This window comes from Epibacterium sp. Ofav1-8 (assembly GCF_022348185.1).
Lineage (GTDB): Bacteria > Pseudomonadota > Alphaproteobacteria > Rhodobacterales > Rhodobacteraceae > Epibacterium.
In genome coordinates this window covers 41,503-66,285 of sequence record NZ_JAKRFD010000001.1, presented here as the reverse complement: position 1 = coordinate 66,285, position 24,783 = coordinate 41,503, and the positions used below count along the sequence as shown (strand labels likewise).

20 protein-coding genes are annotated in these 24,783 nt (G+C 62.4%); 5 read left to right on the top strand and 15 right to left on the bottom strand.

Annotated elements, in window-relative coordinates; translation table 11 throughout:
* Nucleotides 1-12: 12 nt before the first annotated feature.
* The 6 genes from MHM97_RS00280 to MHM97_RS00255 all read right to left on the bottom strand — a co-directional run bounded on the left by MHM97_RS00280 (nucleotide 13) and on the right by MHM97_RS00255 (nucleotide 6,052).
* A complete protein-coding gene (locus tag MHM97_RS00280; protein ID WP_239318467.1) occupies nucleotides 13-1,041 on the bottom strand; it encodes an AbrB family transcriptional regulator in 1,029 nt (342 codons plus the stop codon).
* Complete coding sequence (locus MHM97_RS00275; RefSeq protein ID WP_216012370.1) at nucleotides 1,028-1,795, bottom strand: citryl-CoA lyase; 768 nt, start codon at nucleotides 1,793-1,795, stop codon at nucleotides 1,028-1,030. The genes MHM97_RS00280 and MHM97_RS00275 overlap by 14 nt, the downstream gene beginning before the upstream one ends.
* Nucleotides 1,792-2,979: a CaiB/BaiF CoA transferase family protein gene (locus MHM97_RS00270; RefSeq protein WP_239318466.1), complete on the bottom strand. Its 1,188-nt coding sequence runs from the start codon at nucleotides 2,977-2,979 to the stop codon at nucleotides 1,792-1,794. The genes MHM97_RS00275 and MHM97_RS00270 overlap by 4 nt, the downstream gene beginning before the upstream one ends.
* Complete coding sequence (locus MHM97_RS00265) at nucleotides 2,969-4,489, bottom strand: tripartite tricarboxylate transporter permease (protein WP_239318465.1); 1,521 nt, start codon at nucleotides 4,487-4,489, stop codon at nucleotides 2,969-2,971. Before MHM97_RS00265 ends, MHM97_RS00270 begins: the two co-directional genes overlap by 11 nt.
* A 12-nt stretch (nucleotides 4,490-4,501) precedes the next feature.
* Nucleotides 4,502-4,987 (bottom strand): tripartite tricarboxylate transporter TctB family protein, encoded by a 486-nt coding sequence (locus tag MHM97_RS00260; protein ID WP_239318463.1) that lies wholly within the window; start codon nucleotides 4,985-4,987, stop codon nucleotides 4,502-4,504.
* A gap of 84 nt (nucleotides 4,988-5,071) precedes the next feature.
* The gene (locus tag MHM97_RS00255) at nucleotides 5,072-6,052 is read right to left on the bottom strand and encodes a tripartite tricarboxylate transporter substrate binding protein (RefSeq protein ID WP_239318461.1); all 981 of its coding nucleotides are present in this window, start codon (nucleotides 6,050-6,052) and stop codon (nucleotides 5,072-5,074) included.
* 102 nt (nucleotides 6,053-6,154) lie between these two features.
* Between MHM97_RS00255 and MHM97_RS00250 the strand changes: the two genes are divergently transcribed.
* The 3 genes from MHM97_RS00250 to MHM97_RS00240 are packed head-to-tail and all read left to right on the top strand — an operon-like array spanning nucleotide 6,155 to nucleotide 9,194.
* Entirely contained in the window at nucleotides 6,155-6,820 is a 666-nt protein-coding gene (locus MHM97_RS00250) for a response regulator transcription factor (RefSeq protein WP_239318459.1), read from the top strand.
* Nucleotides 6,817-8,202 (top strand): sensor histidine kinase, encoded by a 1,386-nt coding sequence (locus tag MHM97_RS00245; protein ID WP_239318457.1) that lies wholly within the window; start codon nucleotides 6,817-6,819, stop codon nucleotides 8,200-8,202. Before MHM97_RS00250 ends, MHM97_RS00245 begins: the two co-directional genes overlap by 4 nt.
* The gene (locus tag MHM97_RS00240; RefSeq protein WP_239318454.1) at nucleotides 8,172-9,194 is read left to right on the top strand and encodes an ABC transporter substrate-binding protein; all 1,023 of its coding nucleotides are present in this window, start codon (nucleotides 8,172-8,174) and stop codon (nucleotides 9,192-9,194) included. The genes MHM97_RS00245 and MHM97_RS00240 overlap by 31 nt, the downstream gene beginning before the upstream one ends.
* 8 nt (nucleotides 9,195-9,202) lie before the next feature.
* On the opposite strand, the gene MHM97_RS00235 is transcribed toward MHM97_RS00240, so the two are convergent.
* Together MHM97_RS00235 and MHM97_RS00230 are read right to left on the bottom strand one after the other, a co-directional pair.
* A complete protein-coding gene (locus MHM97_RS00235) occupies nucleotides 9,203-11,587 on the bottom strand; it encodes a 1-deoxy-D-xylulose-5-phosphate synthase N-terminal domain-containing protein (protein ID WP_239318452.1) in 2,385 nt (794 codons plus the stop codon).
* 9 nt (nucleotides 11,588-11,596) lie between these two features.
* Nucleotides 11,597-12,799 carry a methionine gamma-lyase gene (locus MHM97_RS00230; RefSeq protein ID WP_239318450.1) on the bottom strand — a complete coding sequence of 401 codons (1,203 nt, stop codon included), beginning with the start codon at nucleotides 12,797-12,799 and terminating at the stop codon, nucleotides 11,597-11,599.
* 116 nt (nucleotides 12,800-12,915) lie between these two features.
* On the opposite strand from MHM97_RS00230, the gene MHM97_RS00225 reads away from it, so the two are divergent.
* Nucleotides 12,916-13,374, top strand: coding sequence for an Lrp/AsnC family transcriptional regulator (locus tag MHM97_RS00225; RefSeq protein WP_239318448.1), 459 nt, complete (start codon nucleotides 12,916-12,918; stop codon nucleotides 13,372-13,374).
* A 44-nt stretch (nucleotides 13,375-13,418) separates the two neighbouring features.
* Here MHM97_RS00225 and MHM97_RS00220 read toward each other — a convergent pair whose 3' ends face one another.
* The 7 genes from MHM97_RS00220 to MHM97_RS00190 form a co-directional block, all read right to left on the bottom strand.
* On the bottom strand, nucleotides 13,419-15,302 hold the full coding sequence (locus tag MHM97_RS00220; protein WP_239318446.1) for a beta-N-acetylhexosaminidase: 1,884 nt from the start codon (nucleotides 15,300-15,302) through the stop codon (nucleotides 13,419-13,421).
* Nucleotides 15,303-15,339: 37 nt separating this feature from the next.
* Nucleotides 15,340-15,795 carry a GNAT family N-acetyltransferase gene (locus tag MHM97_RS00215; protein WP_239318444.1) on the bottom strand — a complete coding sequence of 152 codons (456 nt, stop codon included), beginning with the start codon at nucleotides 15,793-15,795 and terminating at the stop codon, nucleotides 15,340-15,342.
* Complete coding sequence (locus tag MHM97_RS00210) at nucleotides 15,788-16,717, bottom strand: ATP-binding cassette domain-containing protein (protein ID WP_239318442.1); 930 nt, start codon at nucleotides 16,715-16,717, stop codon at nucleotides 15,788-15,790. The genes MHM97_RS00215 and MHM97_RS00210 overlap by 8 nt, the downstream gene beginning before the upstream one ends.
* Nucleotides 16,707-17,519, bottom strand: coding sequence for an ABC transporter ATP-binding protein (locus tag MHM97_RS00205; RefSeq protein WP_239318440.1), 813 nt, complete (start codon nucleotides 17,517-17,519; stop codon nucleotides 16,707-16,709). Before MHM97_RS00205 ends, MHM97_RS00210 begins: the two co-directional genes overlap by 11 nt.
* The gene (locus MHM97_RS00200; RefSeq protein WP_239318438.1) at nucleotides 17,516-18,424 is read right to left on the bottom strand and encodes an ABC transporter permease; all 909 of its coding nucleotides are present in this window, start codon (nucleotides 18,422-18,424) and stop codon (nucleotides 17,516-17,518) included. The genes MHM97_RS00205 and MHM97_RS00200 overlap by 4 nt, the downstream gene beginning before the upstream one ends.
* Nucleotides 18,424-19,401 carry an ABC transporter permease gene (locus tag MHM97_RS00195; RefSeq protein WP_239318436.1) on the bottom strand — a complete coding sequence of 326 codons (978 nt, stop codon included), beginning with the start codon at nucleotides 19,399-19,401 and terminating at the stop codon, nucleotides 18,424-18,426. Before MHM97_RS00195 ends, MHM97_RS00200 begins: the two co-directional genes overlap by 1 nt.
* An 87-nt stretch (nucleotides 19,402-19,488) precedes the next feature.
* Nucleotides 19,489-21,144 carry an ABC transporter substrate-binding protein gene (locus MHM97_RS00190; RefSeq protein ID WP_239318434.1) on the bottom strand — a complete coding sequence of 552 codons (1,656 nt, stop codon included), beginning with the start codon at nucleotides 21,142-21,144 and terminating at the stop codon, nucleotides 19,489-19,491.
* 354 nt (nucleotides 21,145-21,498) lie between these two features.
* Between MHM97_RS00190 and MHM97_RS00185 the strand changes: the two genes are divergently transcribed.
* Entirely contained in the window at nucleotides 21,499-24,780 is a 3,282-nt protein-coding gene (locus MHM97_RS00185; protein ID WP_239318432.1) for a hybrid sensor histidine kinase/response regulator, read from the top strand.
* Nucleotides 24,781-24,783 lie beyond the last annotated feature (3 nt).

The window sequence follows — 24,783 nt, the reverse complement described above, 5'->3', positions numbered from 1 at the left end:
GCCGGGGCTTTTTCAGGTGGGTCTGGCCCTGCTGAGCGCCAGCGGCATCAGCACCGTCAGGATCATCAGCCGCATCACGTGATGCGCCGCGACAAAGGCGGGATCGAGCCCGAGTGTGACGGCAATGGCGGCCATGGCCTCCACCCCGCCGGGCGCAAAGGCCACGATCAGCAGCGCGGGCGACAGGCCCATGATCTGCATGCTGACCCCGATGGCAATCAAGGTGATCACGACATTGACGCCCGTGACCCACAGCCCTGCCAGAAAGTCGAGTTTCAGATCCGCGAGCTTTTGCCCGACAAAACGCGAGCCGATCAGGGTGCCCATCACCAGAAACGCCACAAAGGTCGCCTCTTCCGGTGGGCGTCCGGGGGTGAGCGCAAAGATATGTCCGGCGGCGCTGCAAAAAATACCAGCCAGCAAATAGGCGGCGGGCACGTTCAGGCGATCAAACACCGCACCGACCGCAAGCGTGACCCCCACCAAAAGCGCCAGTTGCCACAGGGCCAGCGGATGCTCCGGCATCAGCGCTACACCCGTCGCCCCAAAGACCGTCGAGACCAACACCGGCACACAGAGCGTGAGAAACAGCACGCGGATGCTTTGTACGATGGCGATGCGAGAGGTCTGCCCATTGCCGCTGAGCGACAGCGCCAGCACATAGCTCAGATGGCCGGGCGCGGCGGCGAGAACCGAATCCCGCGCGCTGAACCGCATCCAGCGCTGAAGCCCGATACGGCAGATCTGCAGCGAGACACAGAGGCTCACCGCGAGGATTGCGATGGTCACCGGCCACGCCAGCGCCGAGGCGAGCATGTCGCGGGTGACGCTGCTGCCAATGTTGATCCCCAAGAGCACAAAGGCCGTGGTCCTGAGCCACACCGGCATCTTGATCGGCACCCCAAAGAGCGCCGCCAGCGACACCGCCGCCGCCGATCCGGTCAGGGGGGCGGAGGGAAATCCGATTGCTTCAAAAATCAAGGTGCCCAATACGGCGACGACAAGCGCACCAATCAGGCCAAATGTATCACGTAGGGTCATACGTCCATCTGTATTTTGGCGGGGTCGGCCCCTTGTTGCGCCCCCCCTGTTGTTGCTGCTCCCAGGCGTGGGAGAGGATGCCCACCGAGCGTGACAGGCAGAATAGCCCGCGCGCCAGCGGCGGGGCAAAGCCCAGCTCGGCATAGATCACGGCTGTTGCACCGTCGATGTTCATCGGCAGGGCCGTGCCCTTTTCAGCCGAGATCTGCGCCTCGATCGCTTGACCGATGTGTTGGAACCGTCCTGAAACCGCGCCCGCCTCTGCCGCCTCGGACACCAGCGCCATCAGGCGCGGCGCGCGCGGGTCAGTCGGTTTGTGGAACCGATGACCAAAACCGGGGATGATCTTGCCATGTTCTGCGCGCCAGTCCGCCAGCGCCGCGGCCAGATCCCCCGCGTGGGCATCGACGTGGTGATAGAGCTCCACCGCTTGCTGCCCGGCCCCGCCATGCACATCGCCCAGCATGTTGACCGCCGTCGCCATCGCATTGTTGAGTGGCAACCCACAGGTGACCGCCATCCGCGCCGCTGCAATCGAGGGCGCCTGTGGGCCGTGATCCACAGCCGAGACCAAGGCGGCCTCAAACAGTCGAGCCTGCGCAGGTGTCGGCCGGTCACCCCGCACCATCAGCCAGATCATCTCGGCAAAGCTGACGTTGCCGATCAGATCCTGCACGGGGGTGCCGCGCAGGTCGATGCGGCCCGGTTCCATGTCGATGATAGACGTGCGCCACCAATCACTCACATCGCTCATATCACGCGTTCCCGTCTCAGGGTTTCGATCTCATCGGCGCTCAGGCCAATGTCCTGCCAGATACTGTCATTATCTGCACCCAAGGCAGGGGGTGCTTGATCCGGAACCGGGCGGTGCGTGCCAAACCTTACCGGCGCGCCTGCCAGCGACAGGGAGGCATCTTCGGTTTCGACCTCGGCAATCAGGCCACGATCCTTGATTTGCGGCTCATTCAGAATTTGCGGCACCGTCAGCACCGGCCCCGAGGGCACGCCAAGCGCGTTGAGTTCGGCCACCCATTCCGCAGCGGGCCGGGTCCGAAGGACGCTTTCCAGCTCTGCCCGCAGCATGTGACGGTTGCGTTTACGGTCCTCTCGGGTGGCATAGTCCGGATGCGCCAGAAGATCGTCGCGTCCGAGATGGCGCGCCATGGATTGCCATTGCTCATCCCGGTTTGCGGCCACATTGATCGGCCCATCCGCGCAGGCAAAGGTGCCCGAGGGCGCGGAGGTGGTGTTCTCATTGCCATGTGCGCCGGGGGTTTGCCCTGCGATCAGATGGTTGGACACCACCCATCCCATGGTGGAAATCACCGCCTCGGTCATGGAGATATCCAGAAACGCGCCGCGCTCCGGGTCGTTGAGCGCTGCCGCGATCGCAAAGGCTGCGGTCATGCCGCCCACGGTATCGGCCAGCGGGTAGCCCACCCGCAACGGCGCGCTATCGCCATCTCCGGTGATCGACATCACGCCGCTGATCCCCTGCACGATCTGGTCATAGGCGGGGTTGTCCTTCCACGCACCGTCCTGTCCAAAGCCGCTGATGGCGCAGTAGATGAGGTTTGGATTTTCCGCCTTCAGCACTTCATATCCAAGGCCAAGACGCGCCATGACGCCGGGACGGAAGTTCTCAACCAATACCTCAGATGTGCGAACAAGGCGCTTGAGAAGCGCCTTGCCCTGGTCGTGTTTCATGTCGAGGGTTACGGATTTCTTCTGCGCGTTCTGCGCCAGAAAACTCACCCCCATCAGGGATTTATTCCGCTCCGGATCGGCCCCCAGTTGCCGGGCCAGATCGCCGGTGCCGGGGCGCTCGACCTTGATGACTTCTGCACCGAGCAGGGCCAGCTGATAACAGCAATACGGCCCCGCAAGCACATTGGTCAGGTCAAGAACCCGAACCCCGGAGAGCGGTTTAATCCCCATCGGCCACCCCGGCCGCACGGGCGCGGGCACGGCGCGCACGGTAGCTCGGCACGATCACCAGCAGAATGGCCAACACCAACAGCCCCAGCGTCATCGGACGGTCAAGGATGAAGGAAATGCCGTCATAGATCTGCATTGAGCGCGCAAAGTTATCCTCCAGCATCCGCCCCAGAATGAAACCGATGAGCAGAGGCGCCAGCGGATAATCCGCAAACCGCAGCACCGTCGCACAGATGCCAAAGCCCACGAGGATCAACAGCTCTGTCGCGTTGTTCTGTCCGATATAGGACCCCATTAGGGTGAAGAACAAAATGAACGGGATCAGATAGTTGCGCGGGATCGACAGGACCTTGGCGATATAGGGGATGAGCGGCAGGTTCAGCACCAGGAGCACAAGGTTGCCGATATACATCGAGATGATGACCGCCCAGAAGATATGCGGGCTATCCACCATCAGCCGCGGCCCCGGCGTCACGTTGAGCGCAATCAACGCCCCCAACAGGATCGCCGTGGTGCCCGACCCCGGAATACCCAGCGTCAGGAGCGGCACAAACGATCCGGTACAGGCCGCGTTATTTGCGGTCTCCGGTGCGGCGAGCCCCTTGATGGCGCCTTTGCCGAACTCTTTCTGCTCTTCCTCAGAGGCGATATTACGCTCCACCGCGTAGCCGAGGAAGGAGGCGATCGTCGCCCCCGCGCCCGGCAACACGCCAATAAAGAAACCCTGGATGGACTGGCGACCGATCACGGGCGCGATCTTGCGCGCCTCCTGGCCGGAGATCCGCAGGCCAGTGATCTTGCCACCGTCCTCGCCCCCCTGGGCGGAGCGTTTCGGGTTCATCACCAGAAAGATCGCCTCGGGCAGGGCAAACATCGCCATCGCCAGCGTGATAAAGCTGAAGCCGGATTGCAGATCCATCAGCCCCATGGTGAAGCGCGGCATGTTGAACAATGCGCCCTCGCCGACCGTGGCCATCATCAGCCCCAGAAGCGTCATCATCAGCGCCTTGGCCACATTGCCGGTGCCGGCAAAGGCCGCGATCGCGGAAAGACCCACGACCATCAGCGCGAAATACTCGGCCGAGTGGAACAGGAGGGCAACCGTCGACAGCATCGGCGCAAAGACCATCAACAGGATCGCGCCGATGGTGCCCCCCATGAAGGACGAGATCGCCGCAATGGTCAGCGCCTTGCCGGCCATGCCGGCGCGCGCCATCGGGTAGCCATCGAAACTGGAGGCCACGGTGCCCGCGACCCCCGGCGCGTTGAGCAGGATCGACGAGGTCGAGCCCCCGAAGATCGCGCCATAATAGACCCCGGCCAGCAGGATGAGCGCCGCCGACGGATCGCCCAGCGTGATCGCAACCGGGATCATGATCGCAATGATGGACATGGGGCCAAGCCCCGGCAGCATCCCGATGAATGTCCCGATCAGACAGCCGCCGATTACCATCAGGATATTTGTAACGGAAAAGGCCGTAGAGAGGCCGATCATCAAACCTTCGAGCATCTGAGCCTCCGATTATCCGAGAAAGAACGGCAAGGGCCGCAAGAAGATGCCCAGCACGCCCTCGACGAGGTACCAGACGATGCCCGTCGCCACGGCCGCAACCGGGATCAGAATCCACAGCTTGCGCTCGCCAAGGATCATCGCGCCGACGATGAGGAACCCGGAGGTGGACAACAGGAACCCCGCCGGACGCAGCAAGAGCGCATAGGCGACCATCAGCCCCAGCAGAAGCGCGGCTTGACCGATGTTGTAGTCGCCAAGGCGGCGGTAATCGATGTCCGGGGTCTTGACCTCGCCACTGGGTTTTTCCAGCCCCAGAACGATGATCGCAGCGGTCAAGATCGACAGTACGGCCAGAACCTTGGGAAAGGTGCTCGGCCAGATCGGGTTTCGCTGCATGAACGGCGGCAGTAGCTGATCCATGGTGAAAAAGGCCGCATAGCCATAGGCCAGAGCGATGCCGAGAATGATCAGCGCGATCCAACGGTCGAGCGCCATGATCTCCTCCTGTTGCTGTTTGGGGATACGGGAAAGGGTCCGGCACCCGCGATTGGTGCCGGACCTGACGTCACTGCTCGAAAATTAGAGGAAGCCCAGCTGCTTCATCAGGTCGCCGATGACCTTTTCCTGACCTTCGAGGAAGGCTTTGAACTCGTCACCGGAATTGTGGATGTTGACCCAGCCGTTACGGGCGCGCACGTCTTCCCACTCGGGGGTGTCATACATCTTGGCCAGCACGTCCTGATAGGCGGCAACCTTGTCTTCCGACAGGCCCGGCGCGCCAAAGAACCCGCGCCAGTTCACGAACGTGGTCTCCAGACCCTGCTCTTTCATGGTGGCGGCACTGTCATAGGCCGGGACGCGCTCGTCCGCGGTCACGCCGAGGATTTTGACTTCGCCCGCTTCGGCCAGTGCGATCGCCTCGGAGAACCCGGTGGAAAGCGCCTTGATCTCACCCGACAGGAGAGCTGCCATCGCCTTGCCGCCTGCGTCATAGGGGATGTATTTCAGCGCGGTCGGATCTTCGCCCGCGGACTGCATCACCATGGCCGCAACGAGGTGATCCATGCCACCCGGAACCGAGCCGCCGCCCACGGCGGTGCCGCGCGGATCTTCACGATAGGCCGCGAGGAATTCTTCCATATTGCCGATCGGGCTGTCCTTGGCCACGACCAGGGCGGCGTAGTCCCCGATGGTGCCTGCAACCAGCGTCAGGTCACGGAAGTTGTGCGGGAACACACCGGTCAGCGAGCGGATCACGATGGGGGTGGAGTTCACCATTAGCGTGTCATCCAGGCTCTCGGCGTTCTCGATCAGATACCCGATGGCCTTGCCACCGCCACCGCCGGACATGTTTTCATAGGATGCGGTGCCCACGAGGCCCGATTTGGTCAGCGCCTCACCGGTGCCGCGCGCGGTTCCGTCCCAGCCACCACCGGCGCCGCCGGGGATCAGGAAGTGAACCTTGTCGAGAACCTGCTCGGCCATAGCCGGGGAGCCGAAGGTCAGGGCGGCTGCAGCAGCAGCCATCAGGGTCCGACGACCCAGCGCAAAAGATGTCATAATGTTCCTCCCATTTGACAAACGCGCAATTGCACGCTCATGAATCGGGATATCCCGGTTCAAGCTGACACAAACCTGACACGAGGCAAAAGTTTCCCCGCCATGCGCTATTTACTCGTTGAAGATAACGACCAGCTTGCCAACGCGGTGGTGGGACGTCTGACCCTGGACGGGCATGTGGTGGATCGCGCCGGCGATCTTGGCACGGCGGAGGATTTCATCGCGACCACCGAATACGACCTGATCCTGCTGGACATCATGCTGCCCGACGGCGACGGGCGGCACTTTCTGCAATCTCATCGCGCCGCGCGCCGCGACACGCCCGTGATTGTCCTCACGGCACGATCCGAAGTGTCTGATCGGGTCGGGGTGCTGGATCTTGGCGCCGACGACTATATCGTCAAACCCTTTGATTTCTCCGAGCTGGAAGCGCGCTGCCGGGCGGTGCTGCGGCGTCAGAGCGGCGGGGCCAGCAATGTGCACCGGCTCGGCGACATCAGCTTTGATCCGCTGGCCTGCACGCTGACCGTCGGCAACCGCGAGATCCACCTGCGCAACCGGGAACTGCGCCTGCTGGAGATCTTCATCTGCGCCCCCGATCAGGTGTTTTCGAAATCAAAGCTTGTGGACCGGCTGTTTTCCTATGACGTCGATGCCTCGGAGAATGCGATCGAGGTCTATGTCGGGCGCCTGCGCAAACATCTGGAAGGCGCGCAGGCACAGATCGTCACCGTGCGCGGTCTCGGCTACCGGCTGAGCCTGACATGAGCACGCCGATCCAGCTGCGCGGCTCCATCCGGCGACGCCTGATCATTCAGCTGCTGACCGGAGCGGCGCTTCTGGCGACGTTGGTGTTTTTCGTGGTGCGGAACTACACCCGTGATCTGGCGGGCCAAAGCCAGGATGAAATCCTCTCCGCCTCGGTCACCGCCATCCTCGACTCCGCCTCCGTGCGCAACGGCGAGCTGACGGTGGATATTCCCTATTTCGCCTTTTCCATGCTCGGCAATATCAGCGATGATCGGGTGTTTTATGCCATCACCCGCAACGGGGAGTTCCTCACCGGCTACCCGGATCTGCCAAAACCTGTGGCAGCCATCGATCTGGCCCCGCGGTTCCAGACCGCGCGCTACGATGGCGAGGAAATCCGCATGGCCACCGCCACCCGGCGTCTGTCGGTCAGCGGCACGCCCGATTTTGTCGAGGTGACCGTCGCGCAGACCCGCTATGGCCTGCGTCAGCAATTGGCGGGGATTTCACGGACCGTGGCCGGGTTTGGCATCGGCTTCTTTGTGATCGCGGCGATCTTTGGCATCCTTGCGGCCCAATCCGCGATCCAGCCGCTGCGGCAATTGGCAGGCTCGGTGTCGCGGCGCGGCCTTTCGGATCTGCGGCCCGTCTCGGCCCCGGTGCCGGCGGAGATGGAATCCCTTGTGGGCGCGCTCAATGGATTTATGAGCCGCCTCAAGACCTCGCTGTCGCGGTCGGAGGATCTGATCGCCGAGGCCGCGCACCGGGTCCGCACGCCGCTCACCACCGTGCGCACGCAGGCGGAAATCACCCTGCGCCGGGTCGACAAGCCCGAGAACCGGCAGGCCGTGCGCGAGATGATCCGCGCCATCGACGAAAGCAGCCGCGCAGCCGGGCAATTGCTGGATCACGCCATGGTGTCCTTTCGCTCCGATCATCTGGAGATGGAAGATGTGGAGCTGACCCGCCTGGCCCGGGATGCGGTGTCGCGCCTGCGCCCGCTGGCGGAACTGCGCGATATCGACCTTGAGATCACCCTGCCCGACGCCGCAATGGTGGTGAAGGGGGATCCGATCCTGATGCAAAGCGCGCTGCTCAATCTGCTCGACAATGCGATCAAGTATTCGCCCGCCGACAGCATCGTCCACGTCAGCGCCCGCCGCAGCGGCACCACCGCCGAGATCACCGTGCGGGACGAGGGCGCAGGTTTTCCAAAGGCCGATATGGGCCACCTCACGCGCAGGTTTGTGCGCGGCGGCAATACGGATGCCGTGGTCGGGTCCGGTCTTGGTCTGACCATCGCACATGAAGTTGCCCGCGCCCATGGCGGGCGGCTCTTCCTCACCAATCACAGCGATACAGGTGGTGCATGCGCAAGCTTGTCGTTTCCCTTGGCCTGATCCTCGGCCTCTTTGCGGCGCCGCTGCCTGCGTTCGAGGTCGAAAACCACATCAGCGTCGGCCCCCCTGACGCGCGCCGGGTCCTGCGTGTCCTGTCTACCGGCGATGCGGAATTCTTCGAGCCGACATTGCGGGATTTCCTGCGCAACCTGCCGGATGTGCGGGTTGAGTATACGGTGGCCAGTTCCGGTGAATTGATGCAGGCGCTCGACCGGGACACGGTCGACATGGATCTGGCGATCTCGATCGCAACCGATCTGCAAACCAAGCTGGTGAACGACGGCAAGGCGCAGCCCTACAGCTCTCTGGCGACGCAGCGGCTGCCGGCCTGGGCCCGCTGGCGCGAACACCTGTTTGCATTTACCCAGGAACCCGCGGCGGTGGTGCTGTCGCGCAAGGCGCTGGATGGCTTGCCTTTGCCGGACAACCGGCAGGATCTGATTGCCTTGATCCGCGACCATCCCGACCGGTTCGAAGGCAAGGTCGGCACCTATGACATCCGCACCTCGGGGCTTGGGTATCTCTATGCCACGCAGGATGCGCGGACCTCGGACACCTACTGGAGGCTGAGCGAGGTGATGGGGTCGGTCGGCGTGCGGCTCTATTGCTGTTCGAGCCAGATGATCGACGATGTGGCCTCCGGCGAATTGACCATGGCCTACAACGTGCTGGGCAGCTATGCGCGCGAGAAGAGCAACACGGATGACGTGCTTGTTCTGCTGCCGCAGGATTACACCGTGGTGGCCCTGCGCACCGCCTTCATTCCGCGCGACAGCAAGGCGCCCGAACTGGCGGGCCTGATGATCGACCACCTGATTTCGCAGGGGTGGCAGGCGGCCCCCGGGGCGTTTTCCGTGCTGGAGGAAGACGCCTGGAGCGACGACACCCACGCCCTGCGTCGTATCCGCATGGGGCCCGGGCTGCTGGTCTATCTCGACGCCTTCAAAAAGGCCGCGTTCCTGCGCGAGTGGAGCAGCGCCGTCTTGCAGTAGCCCGCGTCTCAGCCCGCCTGACCACCGGGAATGCGGCGCGCGCCCGCCGTCAACTCACCTACCGAGCGCGCCAGATTGTGGCGGTCGAGGCCAAAATGACGGTAAAGATCGCCGATGGTGCCCGTTTGGCCAAAGTGTTCAACGCCATGCGACACCACCCGATGCCCCGCAACCGACCCCAACCACGAGAGCGTCGCCGGATGGCCATCAATCGCGGTAATCAGGGTGCAATGGGCCGGCAGTTCGCCCAAGAGACGCTCCACATGCGACAGGGCCTGCGGGTTGCCACGGGCCCGTTCCCGCTGCGCCGCCGTCCAGCCCGCATTGAGGCGATCCGCCGATGTAACCGCCAGCACTGCAACATCGCGGCGATGCTCACCGACCAGACCCGCCGCCGCAATCGCCTCATCCGCGACCGCGCCCTGATAGGCGATCACCACCGAACAATTCGGCCCCGGCTTGCGCAACCAATAAGCCCCATCAATCGCCCCCTGCCGGAAGGCGTCATCTACGCGCTGCCCCGGCTGTTCGAGCGGCTTGGTGGTCAGCCGCAGATAGACCGATCCCCCGGTTTCATCGCGCAGCCAGGTGCGTTCGTCCGGGTCGCCTTCGCCATCGCGCTGCATGTAATCAAAGGCCCATTCCATGATGACCGCGAGTTCATCGGCAAAGGCCGGTTCAAAGCTCGCCAGCCCATCCTGTGCCATGCCCGTAAGAGGCGTGCCGACAGATTGGTGCGCGCCGCCTTCGGGTGCCAGCGTCACCCCGGACGGCGTGCCGACAATCATGAACCGCGCATCCTGATAGCAAGCGTAGTTCAGCGCGTCCAAACCCCGGTGCACGAAGGGATCATAGACCGTGCCAATCGGGATCACTCGCTTGCCCCAGAGGCTATGCGACAGGCCCGCCGCGCCCAGCAACAGGAACAGGTTCATCTCGGCAATGCCAAGTTCGACATGCTGGCCTTGCGGGTCAAAGTTCCACTTGGCGGTCGACGGGATGCGATGCTCGATAAACGCATCCTTCTGTGCCTTGCGGGCAAAGAGCTTGCGCCGATTGACCCATGGCCCAAGCCCCGTGGTGCCGGTCACATCCGGCGAGGTGGTCATGATCCGCGCCGCCAGATCGCTGTCGCCCCGCGCCAGATCGTCGAGGATCTTGCCAAAGGCCATTTGCGTTGAAATCTCGCGGCTTGTGTCCACGGCAACCGCCGGCACCGAAAGCCGCGCGTCCGAGTAGCGCCGCGCCCCCTTTGCAAAAAACGGCACCTGATCGAGGTAGGCCTGAAAGCTCTTGGTGTCAGAAACGGTCGCGAGCGGCTCCCACTCCTGCCCCTCGGCCACGCCCATATGGGTCTGCCACTCTGCCATTTGCGCCTTGGTCATCAGGCCGCCGTGGTTGTCCTTATGGCCCGCAATCGGCGTGCCCCAACCCTTGATCGTATATGCAAGGAAACAGGTCGGGCGGTCATGGTCGATGGCGGCGAATGTGTCGGCCATGGTCTCCACGCAATTGCCGCCGAGGTTCTCCATCAGCGCCGCCAGTTCCGCGTCGCTGCGTTTGTCGATCAGCGCCGAGACCGCCCCCTGATCGCCCAGATCCTCCATCAGCCGTTTGCGCCAATTGGCCCCGCCCATATAGGTCAGCGCGGAGTATTCGACGTTCGGACAGGCATCAATCCAGTCGCGCAGGGCCGCGCCGCCGGGTTCTTCAAATGCGGCCCGTTGCAGCGCGCCGTATTTCACCCGCACCACATCCCAGCCGAAGGCCTCGAATATTTTCTCAACCCGGCCAAACAGCCCCTCGCGCACGATGCCATCAAGGCTCTGGCGGTTGTAGTCGATGATCCACCAGGTGTTGCGCAGGTCGTTCTTCCAGCCTTCCTGCAACACCTCGTAGATATTGCCCTCATCAAGCTCGGCATCGCCCACCAACGCCACCATCCGGCCCGGATCGACATCGCCGCCCCAGTCCTTGGCCGTGATGAAATCCTGCACCATGGACGCAAGCGCGGTGATCCCCACGCCAAGGCCCACAGACCCGGTGGAGAAATCCACATCGTCGATGTCCTTGGTGCGGCTGGGGTAGCTCTGCACGCCGCCATAGCCCCGGAAATTCTCCATCTTCTCGCGGGTTTGATTGCCCATCAGGTATTGCATGGCGTGGAAAATGGGCGAGGCATGCGGTTTTACCGCCACCCGATCCTCGGGTCTGAGGGCCGAGAAATAGAGCGCGGTCATGATCGACACCATCGACGCCGAGGACGCCTGATGGCCGCCGATCTTGATGCCGTCTTCCTTGGCGCGCAGATGGTTGGCGTTGTGGATCATCCAGTGGGACAGCCACAACAGCCGCTGCTCCACCGTTTTCAGGTGCTGGATCTGGTCGGACATCTCGCCCCCTTACTCTGCCGCCTGCCGCATCTCGGGCGACAGCGCCTGATGCAGATCATCCAGAATGTCAGAGACTTCTTCCAGCCCCACTGACAAGCGCACAAGCCCGTCGCTGATGCCATGTTCGGCACGTTCTTCGGGCGTGTAGGTGGAATGGGTCATCGAGGCCGGGTGCTGGATCAGCGTCTCTGCATCGCCCAGCGACACCGCGCGCTGGATCATTTGCAGGCGGTTCATCAGGCTGATGCCAGCCTCCATACCGCCTTCGAGTTCAAAGGCGATCATGCCACCGGGCTGCGCCATCTGCGCCTTGGCGATCTCGTGCTGTTCAAAGCTTTGCAAGCCGGGGAAATAGACCTTGGCGACGCCGGGCTGGGCCTCAAGCCACTCGGCAACGGTCTGCGCCGAGGCACAGTGACGGTCCATCCGAAGCGCCAGCGTCTTCAGCCCGCGCATGATCAGCATCGCGTTAAAGGGCGCCATCACCGCGCCGGTCATGTCCTTCATGCCGACAAGGCGGATTTCGGTCAAAAGCTCGGCGCTGCCCGCAACCAGCCCCGCGACCACATCGCCGTGACCACCAAGGTATTTGGTCGCCGAATGCAGCACCAGATCCGCGCCGAGCTCGATCGGGCGGGTCAGGTAAGGTGTCGCGTAGGTGTTATCCACCACCACCCGCGCACCCACGGAATGGGCAATCTCAGAGGCCAGCTTAATGTCCACCAGCCGCATATTAGGGTTGGCGGGGGTCTCGAAATAGACCACACGGGTCTTGTCACTGATGGCGGCACGCAGGGCGTCCGCATCGGTCATGTCCACATGGGTGATGGTGACCCCCCATTTCGACAACCCGTGACGCATATAGGCAAAGGTGCAGCCATAGAGCGTCTTGTCGACGATGACCTCGTCACCGGGGCTGAGGAGCGTCCACAGGATCGCCGTCACCGCGCCCATACCGCTTGCCAGTGCCAGACCGGCCTCGGCCCCTTCGAGCGTGGCGATGCGCTGTTCCAGCAGGGCGCAGGTCGGGTTCGAGATCCGGCTGTAGATATGGCCCTCACGCTCGCCCGCGAACATTTCGCCCCCGGCTTCGGCGTTCTCGAACACAAAGGTCGAGGTCAGATGCACCGGCGGCGTCAGCGCGCCCTCGTTCTGCATCGGGTCATAGGCGTGGTGGATGGCACGGGTGGCAAAGCCTTTGGCGTCGGACATGTGGGTGGTCTCCTTCCTCATTTGTCCGCCATGATGCGCCCCCGTGCGAGGCGTTAGATTGCAAAAGATACCAACATCACAGATCATGTTGGCAGATTCTGCCAATAGGTAGCAAAATGGACAGCAAAGATCGCCAGATTATTCGCGTGCTTCAGGCCAATGGTCGGATGACCAATCAGGACCTTGCGGACGCGGTGAACCTCTCGCCCTCGCCCTGCCTGCGCCGGGTCAGGAACCTTGAGGCCGCCGGTGTGATCCGGGGGTATAGCGCCGATGTGGATGCGCGGGCCTATGGGCTGCCGATCACGGTGTTTGTGCGCATCAAACTGGAGCGCCACAACGAGGAGGACGTGAAGAATTTTGAGCGCCGCGTCCATATGATCGACGAGGTGCTGGAGTGTCACATCCTGACCGGGGCCACGGATTATCAGCTGCGTGTGGTGGTTGCCGATCTGGACGCCTACGAGGATTTCATCCGCAACCGCATCCACCCCATCGGGGGCATTGCCTCGATTGACACCAGCTTTGTCTACAGCACGGTCAAGAACACCTCGGTCTTTCCACGGCTGGGTTAAGACGGCCCCGGAGTATCCCCGAGGCCGCTGCTCCGTTTGGTGGCTTAGAGACGCGGCATCAGATCCGCGAGCGCTGTGAACCTGTCGTAGTCCTTGTTTTCCGCCGTGCTCCACCCGGCCTCGGCAATAGCGCTGAGGCGAGGGAAGATCATGTGGTTTCGGCGCGCCATCGTGGTCAGATGCTCGCTCCAGACGCAGGCCTGAACCCCCTTCAAACGCCCAATTAGAGCCGCATCTCCATTGTCGGCCTCAAACGCATAGGTCTTGTCGAGCGGGGTGAAGCCCGCCCAGCTGGCCCCCGGCGCATACCACGCATCCGACAGCGCCATATCGAGGTAATAGGCCTGCCCCGGCGTGCTGACCACGTCATAGCCCTCTTGCGCCAGCTCAGCGGTTTTCTCGATGGTGGTCCATGCAAACAGCAGGCTATGCGCGGGGTCCAGACCGCCGCCATGGGCGACCTCCTCCCAGCCGCCAAGCTTGCGACCCAGACCGATGAGGAAGTTCTGAATGTGGCGCAGGAAATAGGCCTGCAGTTCCGGCGTGTCCTTCAGGCCGGTTTCGCGCATCATCGCCTTTGCCTTGGGCGATTGCATCCATGCGCCCTCGGCCACTTCGTCACCGCCCACATGCACGACCTCAAACGGGAAGATCTCGCAGACCTCAGCCAGCACGGTCTCGGCGAAAACATACGATCCCTCGATGGCCGGGTTCAGCGCGTTATTGCCAAAGCCCTGCACCGACCAGTAGCTCTCGGGTTCCTCTGGATCGACGAGGTCTGGCAAGGCCCCCAACACACAGGCGCAGTGCCCCGGAACATCGATCTCCGGCATCACCTCGACACCCAATCGGGCCGCATGTTTCACCACCTGTCGCGCCTCGTCTTGCGTATAATAGCCGCCCTGCCCCGTCATATCGGGGCCAAGCTGCGGCAACACTGGCAGGTCCATCCCGGTATGTGCGGCAGTCTCGGTGAGCTGCGGATAGGCCTTGATCTCCAGCCGCCAGCCTTCGTCATCGGTCAGATGCCAATGAAAGCGGTTCATTTTGTGCCACGCCAGAATGTCCACATAGCGCAGCACCTGATCGAGCGGGTAGAACTGGCGCGAGACATCCAGATGCGCGCCGCGCCAGCCGTGGCGGGGGGCATCCTCGATCTGACCACTGCGGGGAACGCCATAACGCGCAGGCGCCGCATGGGCATTGCTCAGCACCTGCGCCAGCGTAATCAGGCCGTAAAGCAGCCCCTGCCCTGCGCCATGGCAGAGCGTGGCTTTACCCTCCGTCCAGGTGATCCGATAGGTGTCCTCGCCCAGCGTCTGATCCGCCTCAACGGTCAGCTGCGGGACGTCGTCCTTGGCGATCAGCACAAAGGGGGTCGGTGCCAGCGGATGCAGGCGGCGGGTCAGGTCTGCCACCTGTGACACGCTCTGCATGACCGCGACGTCATCGGTCCGAAGTGCCAGATGGACAGGGGCCGTGGCGCACCACTCCGTAATGGCGGTTTGCTGAGGCTCGGGTAAAACACCGCATGTTAGAACCGCATTTTGCGATGCATTTGTATCTGCAACAGCCGCTGAGGCCTGCAAGTCCCCCGCAAAGGCCGGGACAAGAGTTCCGTCGTCCAGCAAGACTCCGGCAGATTTTGGCCCCTCATTGGAATGCAGCGCCGGACGGGTGAGGTTGAACTCGGTGAACCGCCACGTCTCGCCCGGTTGCAGAACAAAGCCCGCGTCAGAGGCATACTCGTGAAAATTCGCCTGCCGCCGTATCAGCCGCGCCCCCGTGCAGCGCGAGGGACGCAGGCAACGCGTCAGGGTGGCGTAGACAAGGCGCGGATTTGCAACCGGAGTGTCGCCGCAATTGGTCAGCGCGAACTCCATCGCGCCCTCTTCGGCGTGCCACAGGCTGTCGAGGTGGAAATGCATTTGAGATGATCCTGTTGGTTGTATGTGTCAGAGGGTGTCAGACAAGGGCGCGCGCAAAGACGCCCTCATCAGAGTCCGGGATCGCCACCGCGCCGCAGACCTGCTGATAAAACTCCACCGGCCCCGCCTGACCGATGATGCCATAGGCGAACCCTTCGTCATGGAGGCGATGCAGTGCAGCGAGCAGGAGCGCCTTGCCAAGCCCCTTGCCCCGGGCCTGCGGGTCGACGCCGGTGGGACCAAAAAAGCCGCGACAGGTGACGTCATAGCAGGCAAACCCCAAGAGGCGCTTGCCTTCGGTCGCGATCAGAACCCGCGCCGGGCGCGCAGCCAGCGCCACCGTGCACTCATCCACCCATTTGGGACTGAAATGCCGACCCACGAACTCCAGCAGGACATGCGATTCAAACGGCAGTGCAGGCCGGATCGTGAGGCCGTCCGCGAGATCAGGCACCGGCGGCAGACGATAGAGCGGCACCAGCATATCAGGCATGGGCGGCCTCCGCGTGTTGCGCGATGAGGTGGCCGGGGCTGACCTCCTGCAAGGCACGGACGGGATGCGCGCTGAGGTCCCGCACCCGGCGTGCCTCGGCGGCAAAGCCCGCATCGCTGCCGGTGAGGCGCAGCTCTGGGTCGGGAACCGCCGCGCGCAGCAGTTTCGTATAGCCATGTTGCGGCGCGCCCACGACCTCTGCGGTGGGGCCTTTCTCGACCACCTGACCGCGAAACATCACCGCCGTGTCTTCGGCCAGATACTCCGCCGTGGCGATGTCGTGGGTGATATACAGGAGCGACAGCCCGTGTTCGTCTTTCAGGCGCTGCATCAGACCAAGGATGGACTTGCGGATCGACACATCCAGCATCGAGGTCGGCTCATCCGCCACGATCAGACGCGCCTTGACCGCCAATGCGCGGGCGAAATTCACCCGCTGGCGCTGCCCGCCCGACAGTTCATGCGGGAACTTTGCGGGGGTCGAGATCGGGTCCAGCTCCACATCCTCAAGGATCATGCGCAGGGCCGTTTCGGGATCAGCCTCTGGCTGGTGCAGTGACAGGGCGCGCAGCAGGTGGTGGCGGATCGTGTGCGCGGGGTTGAGCGCCGAAAACGGGTCCTGAAACACCATCTGCACGGCTTGCCGATAGCGCATCTGATCGGCGCGTGTGGTCAGCTCTGCGATGTCCTGGCCCTCAAACAGGATGCGGCCCGAGGTCGGCGTATGGTGGCCAACAATCATCCGGCCCACGGTGCTTTTGCCAGAGCCGCTCTCTCCCACCAGCGCCAGCGCACGGCCCGGCATCAGATCAAGCGAGACATTGCGCAGCGCATGCACCTCGGTTGCGCGCCCGAAGGCGGGGCGCAAGGTGAAGGTCTTGCTGAGACTATCAAGGCTGAGGATCGGGGTTTCAGACAGCATGACGCGCTCCTTCCGGGCGTTTGGCAAGGATCGGCATCGCCTCCCACAGGCTGCGGGTGTAGTCGTGGCTCGGGTTGGTCACGATCTGCGCGGCCGTGCCGAACTCGACAATCTCGCCCGCGCGCATGATGCCGATGCGGTCCGAGATCTGCGCCATCAGGGCAATGTCGTGGGTGATGAACAGAACCGAAAACCCCAGTTCATCCTTCAGCCGCAGCACCTCTTGCAGGATCTCGCGCTGCACCACCACATCGAGTGCGGTTGTCGGCTCATCCATGATGATGAGTTTGGGCTGCAAGGTGAGCGCAAGCGCAAGCGCCACCCGCTGCCGCATCCCTCCCGACAGCTGATGCGGGTGTGACTGCATGCGATCCGCCGGGATGCCGACCATCTCCAGCATATGGGCGGTGCGATCCTGTGCGTCCGCCTTAGTGATCGGACCGTGCGCGCGCAGCATGTCGTAGAACTGGCGAAAGATCGTCATCACCGGGCTGAGCGAGTTCATCGCACTTTGGAACACCATGGAGACCTCGGACCAGCGCCATGCGCGCAAATCCCTGTCGGAGAACGACAAGACATCGCGCCCCTCAAACAGGATGCGTCCACGGCGCACCAATGCCGGAGGTTTGTGCAGGCGCATCAGGGCATAGGCCACCGTGCTCTTGCCACAACCGGACTCGCCAGCAAGACCAAGGATCTCGTTGGGTTGGATCTCAAACGAAAGGTCCCGAACGGCGGTGAAAGGCTCGCCTGCGGTCAGGTAGTCGACCCGCAAACCGTCGACAGAGAGAAGCGCGCTCATTGGCTGGCCTCCTGCATCCGTTGGCGCAACAGGCGCTTTTCGATCCGGAGTGCCTTGGCGACATTGCCAAGGGTGCGCATGCGCGGGTTTGCGATCTCGTCCACGCCGAAGTTCATCAGCGACAGGCCCACGCCGATCAGGACGATGGCGGCACAGGGGGCCAGCACCTCCCACCATGCGCCCACCATAATCGCCGATGCGGTCTGCGCATTGTAAAGCATGGTGCCCCACGACAGGGCCAAGGGGCTGCCAAGGCCGAGGAATTCCAGCGTCGCCTCGGTGATGATGGTGAAAATGACAGAGCCGATGAAATTGAAGCCGATGATCGACAGAAGGTTCGGCAGCATCTCCACAAGGATCATCCGCCATGTGGGCTCGCCAATCATCGCGGAGGCCTGAATAAAATCGCGGGTTTTCAGCGACATCGCCTGCGCACGGGTGACGCGCGCACCCCAGGCCCAAGAGGTCAGGCCAATAATCAGCGCAATCGCCCAGGGTCCGACCTGACCGAGGAAAGCGGCCAGAACCAGCAGAAGCGGCAGTTGCGGCAGCACCAGCACCACATTGGTGAGGAAGTTCAGCACATCATCCACGATACCGCCGAAATAGGCGGCGGTGATGCCGATGAAGGTGCCGATGGCGGTCACGATCAGCCCTGCAACAATACCCACCATCAAGGAGGTGCGGGTGCCCCAGATCAACTGGCTGAACACATCGCGCCCCATGCGGGTGGTGCCCAGCCAATGCTCCGCCGAGGGGGCCTGATGCGGACGACCTACGCGGGCGATGGGATCAAAAGGGGCAAGCAGAGGCGCGGCCAATGCAATTGCGATATAGGCCAGCACGATAGCAAGCCCGATGGCCGCCTTGCGGTTGCGCAGGAAAGTACGGAGGAGATCTGACATCAGGCCCTCTTCAGTCTGGGGTCAAGGAAGACATAGGCCAGATCCACCGCGAGGTTCGCGAGCAGCATGGCGAGTGTCATGATGAGGAGCTGGCCCTGGATCAGCGGGAAGTCCCGCCCGACGATGCCAAGGTACAAAAGGTTGCCCACACCGGGATAGTTGAACACCACCTCCGTGATCAGCGAGCCGCCAAACAGCGCTCCGAAACTGAGCGCCAGCGCGGTGACGGATGGCAGCAGCGCGTTGCGGGCGGCATAGGCATAGCGCACGCGGGCATCGCTGAGGCCCTTGGCTTCGGCCATGGCGAGGTAGTCCTCTCCCAGCTGCCCAATCATATTGTTGCGCATGGTGATGAGGTAGCCGCCAATCAGCACCACGCTCAGCGTCACCACCGGCAAAAAGCCGTGATAGGCCACGGAAGAGATGAACTCCCAGCTCCACGCCGGGTCCAGCTTGGGATCAAAGGCATAGGAGGTCGGGAAGAAACGGTTGCGCACCGCAAGGAAATACAGCCCGCAAAGCGCCACCACGACAGCGGGCACCGATTGCAGCGCCAACGCGATGGGCGAGGCGATCACATCCGTAAGCTGCCCGCGCCGCCATGCCGCAAGCACACCAAGAAGCGTGCCGATGGAAAAGGAAATCAACAGGGCCGAGCCGGTCAGGAACAAGGTCCACGGCAACGCCTGTGTCAGCACATCGGCAACCGGCATCGGGTAGAACTTGATCGACAGGCCAAAGTCCCAGGTGAAGATCGAGCCGAGATAGGCGAAATACTGTTCGTGCAGCGGCGCGTCGATGAACCCAAAGGTGGCCATCAGCGCCTCGCGCGCTTCGGGTGCGATCATGCCACCGGAGTTCGCCAGCATGATATCCGCCGGGTTGCCGGGCAACAGGCGCGGGATCATGAAGTTGAAGGTCGCGGCCACCAAAAAGGCAACGGCATAAAAGCCGAGCCGCTTCAAAAGAAAACGCATCAGGTCAAACCATCTGTCGGGAGGGGGAGTGTGGCGCCAAAAGCGGGACCACTCATCAGATGAGCGGTCCCGAAGGTCGGGGAGGACTTAGTCGACCGGGCGCAGGTTCAGGAGGTGGATCAGACGGGCCGGATTGGTCTTGTGAACCACCGGGTTGGCCACCGGGTTGTCGGCATTAAAGAAGCCTTCAAAACGCTTGGTGTTGTACTGATACCAACGCGGATTGTTGAACACATAGGCCAGCGGCATGTCTTCACCGACGATTTTTTGCACATCGGCGATGATCGCCATTTGCTTGTCGGTATCGCTGGTCTGGGTGAAGGCATCCAGCAGGCCGCTCAGCTCTTTATTGTAATAGCGCGAGGCGGCAAAGCGCGATTTGGCCTGATTGATCTCATGCAGCGAGTCCAGATACTGGTTGAAGGGGGTCGCACCGACACGAACGGAATTGATCGCCATGTCGTAGTCGCCCTTGATCAGCTTTTCGGTCCAGATCGCAGATTCGGGGGTTGAGACATTGGCCTTGATGCCGGCTGCATTCAGACCTTCAACCGCGATCTGGCTGCTGTTGACCCAGTCGGTCCAGCCATTGGGCACGATAACTTCGATGTCGATCTGCTCACCGCTTGGGGTCTCGACAAAACCGTCGCCATCGACATCCTTGAACCCGGCTTCGGCCAGCTGCGCCTTGGCCCCCTCGATATCGTAGCGGGTGAACGCACCGAATTTGTCTTCCACCTCGGGATTGTTCCACGCGTGATAGGCGCGGCCCAGTCCGGACGGATACTGGTTGATCGTCGGATAGCCGTAGCCTGCGATTTCAACCATCGCCTCGCGGTCAAACGCCATCGACACCGCACGGCGGAAGGCCACATCGTTGATCGCTTCTTTGTCGCCGGCCTCTTTGGCCTCAAAGTTCATGTAGAACGCAACCAGAGAGCCTGCGGGCAGCCAGTAGCTGTGATGCTCCGGGTCCTTGGCAACATAGGTGTTCTCGATATCAGGCAGGAAGGAGCCCATCCAGTCCAGCTCGCCATTGGCGGCGGCTGCCAGCGCCTGATCGTTGTTGGCGATCTGCGGGAAACGCATGCAGTCGACCTTGAGGCTCTCGGCGTCCCAATAATTGTCATTGCGGCACTGGATGTATTCCTGCGGCGTAAAGCGGCGGATTTCCGTCAGCGGGCCAGAACCAACCGGATCAGGGTTGGTAAAGGTGACGGGGTCTGCAACGTCGCTCCAGATGTGTTCCGGCACGATCGGCACGCGCACGATCTGATACATCGCCTGACTGGAAGGGGTGGAGAGGTTGAACTTCACCGTCATCTCGTCGATTTTTTCGACGCCAGAGAGCATCTGCGCCATGCCCACGCTATCGAGCGCAGGATCGCTCAGCGCCAGATCGAAGGATTTGACCACGTCATCGGCGGTGAACGCCTCGCCATCGGACCACTGGACGCCCTCGCGCAGGGTCACGGTGATGGTGCTGAGATCATCGGAATATTCAAATGCGGTCGCCAGACGGTAAATCGGTTTGCCGCCATCCAGCGCGTTGAAAATAATCAGCGGCTCATACATGAAATGCATGACCGAGGGCGCGGCGGTGGTCTGGTTGAACGGGTTGAAGTTCTCCACCCAGGCGGTGACCTGTTCCGGCAACGCACTCAGCACGGTTTCCTCTGCCTGAGCAGCGGTGGTCCAGAGCGCAACCGAGGCCAGCAGCCCGGCGGTAGCAGTGAATTTCATTTTCTATCTCCCTGTGATGACGGGTTTGCCCCGCCTCGTGTTCATCCGCCTGATACCGCCTTGTGACAGGTGGCCCATGATAGAATTCATGGCGGCATTTGGTCTCCTCACCAAACGCCGGGGATGTCCCACAATGAAGTCCGCGCTGCGCCTCCAATGGTACCCGAAAAATCGGAAATTTCGTCAAAACGCCGCGCGCGCCGTTTTCACGTATCGCAATTATACAGCCAGACCAATCTGTTAGAGAGTTCGCTTGCCGATCCACAGGCATCGCGATTTCGCCCGGCGCTCTTGCTTCGGCGGGCCGCAAACCGCAGGATCACGCGCAACAAAACCAGAAAAACCGGAGCCACCGTGCCGCTACAGGGAATTCGCGCGCGCCTGCTGTTTACCTTTCTTCTTGCGTCGGTTCTGCCGCTGACGCTGGGCGGCATGGTGTTCTATCGGCTGGTCAATCAGACCATCGCCACCGAAACCTTTCAGAAGGTGGCCTTTGTGCGTGATGCGAAGGCCAGCGAGATCACGCAGTATATGACCTATGCCCGCAGGCAGGCCGAAAACCTCGCCCAGTCTGCCAATGTGCGCTACTCCGTGGGGGAGTTTTATGGCTTTAGCCATGCGCTGCGGCAGATGGACGGCACCCCCGAGGAAGCTGGCGCCAAGCTGCGCAATATTTTCGATATCGATGGCCCTGCGGCGCCCCCGTCCGGTATCGGCAGCGAAGATCGGCTGCTGCGCGAGGCGCTGGAGTATTCCAATACCCATCGCCGCTTTCACGCGGGGTTTCTCGACTTTTTGAACGAGGCGGAATTCGACAATCTCTATCTCGCGGATCGTCACGGTCAGGTGGTCTATTCGGTGCACAAAGATCGCTACCTCGGGCGCATGCTGGACCCGGGCACTGTTGGTTTGGGGCAAGCCTATAGCCGCGCGGTGAGCCAGCCGGGGTATAATCCGGTGTTTCAGGACTACGCATTGGATGCGGTCACCGGGGATCTCGTGGCCTATCTGGCGGTGCCGGTTCGTCTGCATGGCAGCAACAAAGGCGCGATGATCCTGCGCATGCCGCCCAACAGCCTGCAACGGCTGATGATCGAGAGCGAAACCGCCCTGACGGTGTTGTCGTCGCAAGGGACGGTCATTGCCTCCAGTGGCGGGCCGACGCCCGGTGATATGCCGGATGCGATGTCCGGGGCGGATGGGGTCGCCCTGCTGGAGGCAGGTCTCTCGGGGGACCCGTCCCTGTCGGCCTGGCGGGTGCTGGACCCGCCGTTTCCCGAATGGACGGTCGTCGCCGAGGCCGACCGGGACACGGCCTTTGCCACCAGCCGCCAGTTGCGCAACGCGCTGTTCCTGATCGGGGCGGTGGCTGTCGCGGGGCTTGGGGTGTTGTCCTTTTTGTTTTCCAACGCACTGACCCGCCCGGTGCGGCGCCTTTCAGAGGCCGCCAGCGCGGTCGCCACCGGCAGCCTGAACGAAGCGCTACCGGAATACGACCACCCGGTGGAATATGCCCGCCTTTCGCGCGCCGTGAACCAGATGCGGCGCGCCTTGCGCGATCAGCTCGACATGATCCGCGATAAGAACGCCGAGCTTCAGGAAAACCTGCGCCAGATCGGCGAAAAGAACGCCAAGCTCGAAGAAGCGGACCGGATGAAGGACCGCTTCCTTGCCAATACCTCGCACGAATTGCGCACGCCGCTGAACGGGATCATCGGCATTCTGGAAACGCTGGAAGGCGGCGCCATGGGCGACATGCTGCCCGCACAGACGAGCCAGCTGCGTCTGATTACCTTCAGCGCGCGTCGCCTGTCCCGTCTGGTGGACGACCTTCTGGACATCTACCGTATTCGTGAGGGCCGCATGCGGCTGGATTTGCAGCCCGTGGATGTCGCCCATGCGCTGCGCAACGTGCTGCAATTGTTGCAGCCGACGTTTCAGGTGGATCCGGCCAAATTCCACCTCGACCTGCCCGAAGATCTGCCCGCCGTCACTGCGGACCCGGTGCGGTTTGAGCAGATCCTGTTCAACCTGCTGTCAAATGCGGTGAAATATGGCGGCGGCAGCGAGGTACATATCACCGCAGAGCGGCGTACCTCGGGGCAGATGGCACTTGCAATCCGCGATCATGGCCCCGGGATTGCTGCTGATAGTATGGAGCGGATCTTTCACCCGCTGGAACAGCTGATGCCCGAAGGGTCAGGTCAGGCCACAGGCACCGGTCTGGGGCTTACCATTGCGCGCCATCTGGCGGATCTGATGTCGGGCAGCATCGAGGTCTCAAGCACCCCCGGCGAGGGATCGGAATTCCGGGTGCTCTTGCCGCAATCCGACCTTCCGGCGATTGCGCCGCTTGAGGACGGGCTGCCGACGCAACTTGCCCCGGCCCCGATGATGCAGTCCGAGACAGGCAACACCAGCCCGGCCGCACCGGATGGGTCGCCGATGATCCTCGCCGTGGATGATGAGCCGATCAACCTGCAAGTGCTGCAAAATGTACTGCAACCGCAAGGCTACCGTGTCACCACCGCGCGCAACGGGACAGAAGCGCTGCGCAATGTTGCGCAGGACCGGCCTGATCTGATCGTGCTGGATGTGATGATGGCGGGTCTCAGCGGGCTTGACGTGGCGCGGGATCTGCGCCGCCGCCACGGATTGCATGAACTGCCGATCATTCTGCTCACAGCGCGCGGGCGCACCAGCGATATGCTTGCGGGGTTTGAGGCGGGCGCCAATGATTATGTGGTGAAACCCTTTGTCAAAGACGAGCTGTTGAGCCGCATTCGCACCCTTCTTGAGGCCAGCCGCGCCCGCAGCCGGGCCGAGGAAAACCGTGAACTGAAAGAGGAGATCGAGCGTCGTATCCAGATCGAGGACGCCCTGCGCCTGTCGCAGCGCCGGATGACACAATTGCTCGACACGCTGGAGGACGGGCTGATCTGCATCAACGCCCGCGGTGTGGTCACTTACGTCAATGACGCCGCGCAACAGGTTCTCGACCAGCGCGTGACGGTGAACCGCAGTCGTCTGAAGGAGGTTCTGCCCCCGGAGGTTCTGGCCCCGCTGGAACAAACAGAAGTCGAGGACGAGCCGATCCACATGGAAATCACCCTGCGTGGGACCTCGCATCAGGTCAGCCTGTTTGCCATGCTCCCCGAAGCGGGCGGTGGGCGTGCTGTGCTGTTCACGCAGGCGCAAACCCCGCGCGCGCAATTCGTGCACTCTCTGCGTGATGTGGTCGACACTTCGCTGCCTTCCTTGATTACAGAAGATACCACCGAAGAAGCCAGCGCCGCGCCCGGTGACAGCTACCGCGAAACCATCGTGGCGCTGATGTCGGACTCGCTGGAGATCTGGAGCGCCGCGACCGGCAAGGGCAAGATCGACTTTGCCGAGACCAGTGGCATCTGGCGCGTGAACCTCGACAAGACATCACTGCAGACCCGCACGCTCGACAAATACCTGCTGATCGAGACCCTGCCCGACAACCCGCGCTGGCGGGACGTGCTGAAAACCGTGAGCTTTGTGCTCTCGCTCAAGGAACGCGACACCGTGGACAAGGCCCTCGCCCAGCGCTTTGATGCGATGGAAACCCGGCTGGAGGAGTTCCGCGCCTTGATCGCCCAGCGCGGCTGAGGC

What these genes read in the sequence shown, in the direction of transcription:
- MHM97_RS00205 (WP_239318440.1), bottom strand. Translation starts at nt 17,519, where the DNA reads ATGAGCGCGCTTCTCTCTGTCGACGGTTTGCGGGTCGACTACCTGACC.
- MHM97_RS00280 (WP_239318467.1), bottom strand. Translation starts at nt 1,041, where the DNA reads ATGACCCTACGTGATACATTTGGCCTGATTGGTGCGCTTGTCGTCGCC.
- MHM97_RS00210 (WP_239318442.1), bottom strand. Translation starts at nt 16,717, where the DNA reads ATGCTGTCTGAAACCCCGATCCTCAGCCTTGATAGTCTCAGCAAGACC.
- MHM97_RS00260 (WP_239318463.1), bottom strand. Translation starts at nt 4,987, where the DNA reads ATGGCGCTCGACCGTTGGATCGCGCTGATCATTCTCGGCATCGCTCTG.
- MHM97_RS00250 (WP_239318459.1), top strand. Translation starts at nt 6,155, where the DNA reads ATGCGCTATTTACTCGTTGAAGATAACGACCAGCTTGCCAACGCGGTG.
- MHM97_RS00255 (WP_239318461.1), bottom strand. Translation starts at nt 6,052, where the DNA reads ATGACATCTTTTGCGCTGGGTCGTCGGACCCTGATGGCTGCTGCTGCA.
- MHM97_RS00235 (WP_239318452.1), bottom strand. Translation starts at nt 11,587, where the DNA reads ATGTCCGACCAGATCCAGCACCTGAAAACGGTGGAGCAGCGGCTGTTG.
- MHM97_RS00220 (WP_239318446.1), bottom strand. Translation starts at nt 15,302, where the DNA reads ATGCATTTCCACCTCGACAGCCTGTGGCACGCCGAAGAGGGCGCGATG.
- MHM97_RS00190 (WP_239318434.1), bottom strand. Translation starts at nt 21,144, where the DNA reads ATGAAATTCACTGCTACCGCCGGGCTGCTGGCCTCGGTTGCGCTCTGG.
- MHM97_RS00245 (WP_239318457.1), top strand. Translation starts at nt 6,817, where the DNA reads ATGAGCACGCCGATCCAGCTGCGCGGCTCCATCCGGCGACGCCTGATC.
- MHM97_RS00200 (WP_239318438.1), bottom strand. Translation starts at nt 18,424, where the DNA reads ATGTCAGATCTCCTCCGTACTTTCCTGCGCAACCGCAAGGCGGCCATC.
- MHM97_RS00275 (WP_216012370.1), bottom strand. Translation starts at nt 1,795, where the DNA reads ATGAGCGATGTGAGTGATTGGTGGCGCACGTCTATCATCGACATGGAA.
- MHM97_RS00215 (WP_239318444.1), bottom strand. Translation starts at nt 15,795, where the DNA reads ATGCCTGATATGCTGGTGCCGCTCTATCGTCTGCCGCCGGTGCCTGAT.
- MHM97_RS00240 (WP_239318454.1), top strand. Translation starts at nt 8,172, where the DNA reads ATGCGCAAGCTTGTCGTTTCCCTTGGCCTGATCCTCGGCCTCTTTGCG.
- MHM97_RS00265 (WP_239318465.1), bottom strand. Translation starts at nt 4,489, where the DNA reads ATGCTCGAAGGTTTGATGATCGGCCTCTCTACGGCCTTTTCCGTTACA.
- MHM97_RS00230 (WP_239318450.1), bottom strand. Translation starts at nt 12,799, where the DNA reads ATGTCCGACGCCAAAGGCTTTGCCACCCGTGCCATCCACCACGCCTAT.
- MHM97_RS00270 (WP_239318466.1), bottom strand. Translation starts at nt 2,979, where the DNA reads ATGGGGATTAAACCGCTCTCCGGGGTTCGGGTTCTTGACCTGACCAAT.
- MHM97_RS00225 (WP_239318448.1), top strand. Translation starts at nt 12,916, where the DNA reads ATGGACAGCAAAGATCGCCAGATTATTCGCGTGCTTCAGGCCAATGGT.
- MHM97_RS00195 (WP_239318436.1), bottom strand. Translation starts at nt 19,401, where the DNA reads ATGCGTTTTCTTTTGAAGCGGCTCGGCTTTTATGCCGTTGCCTTTTTG.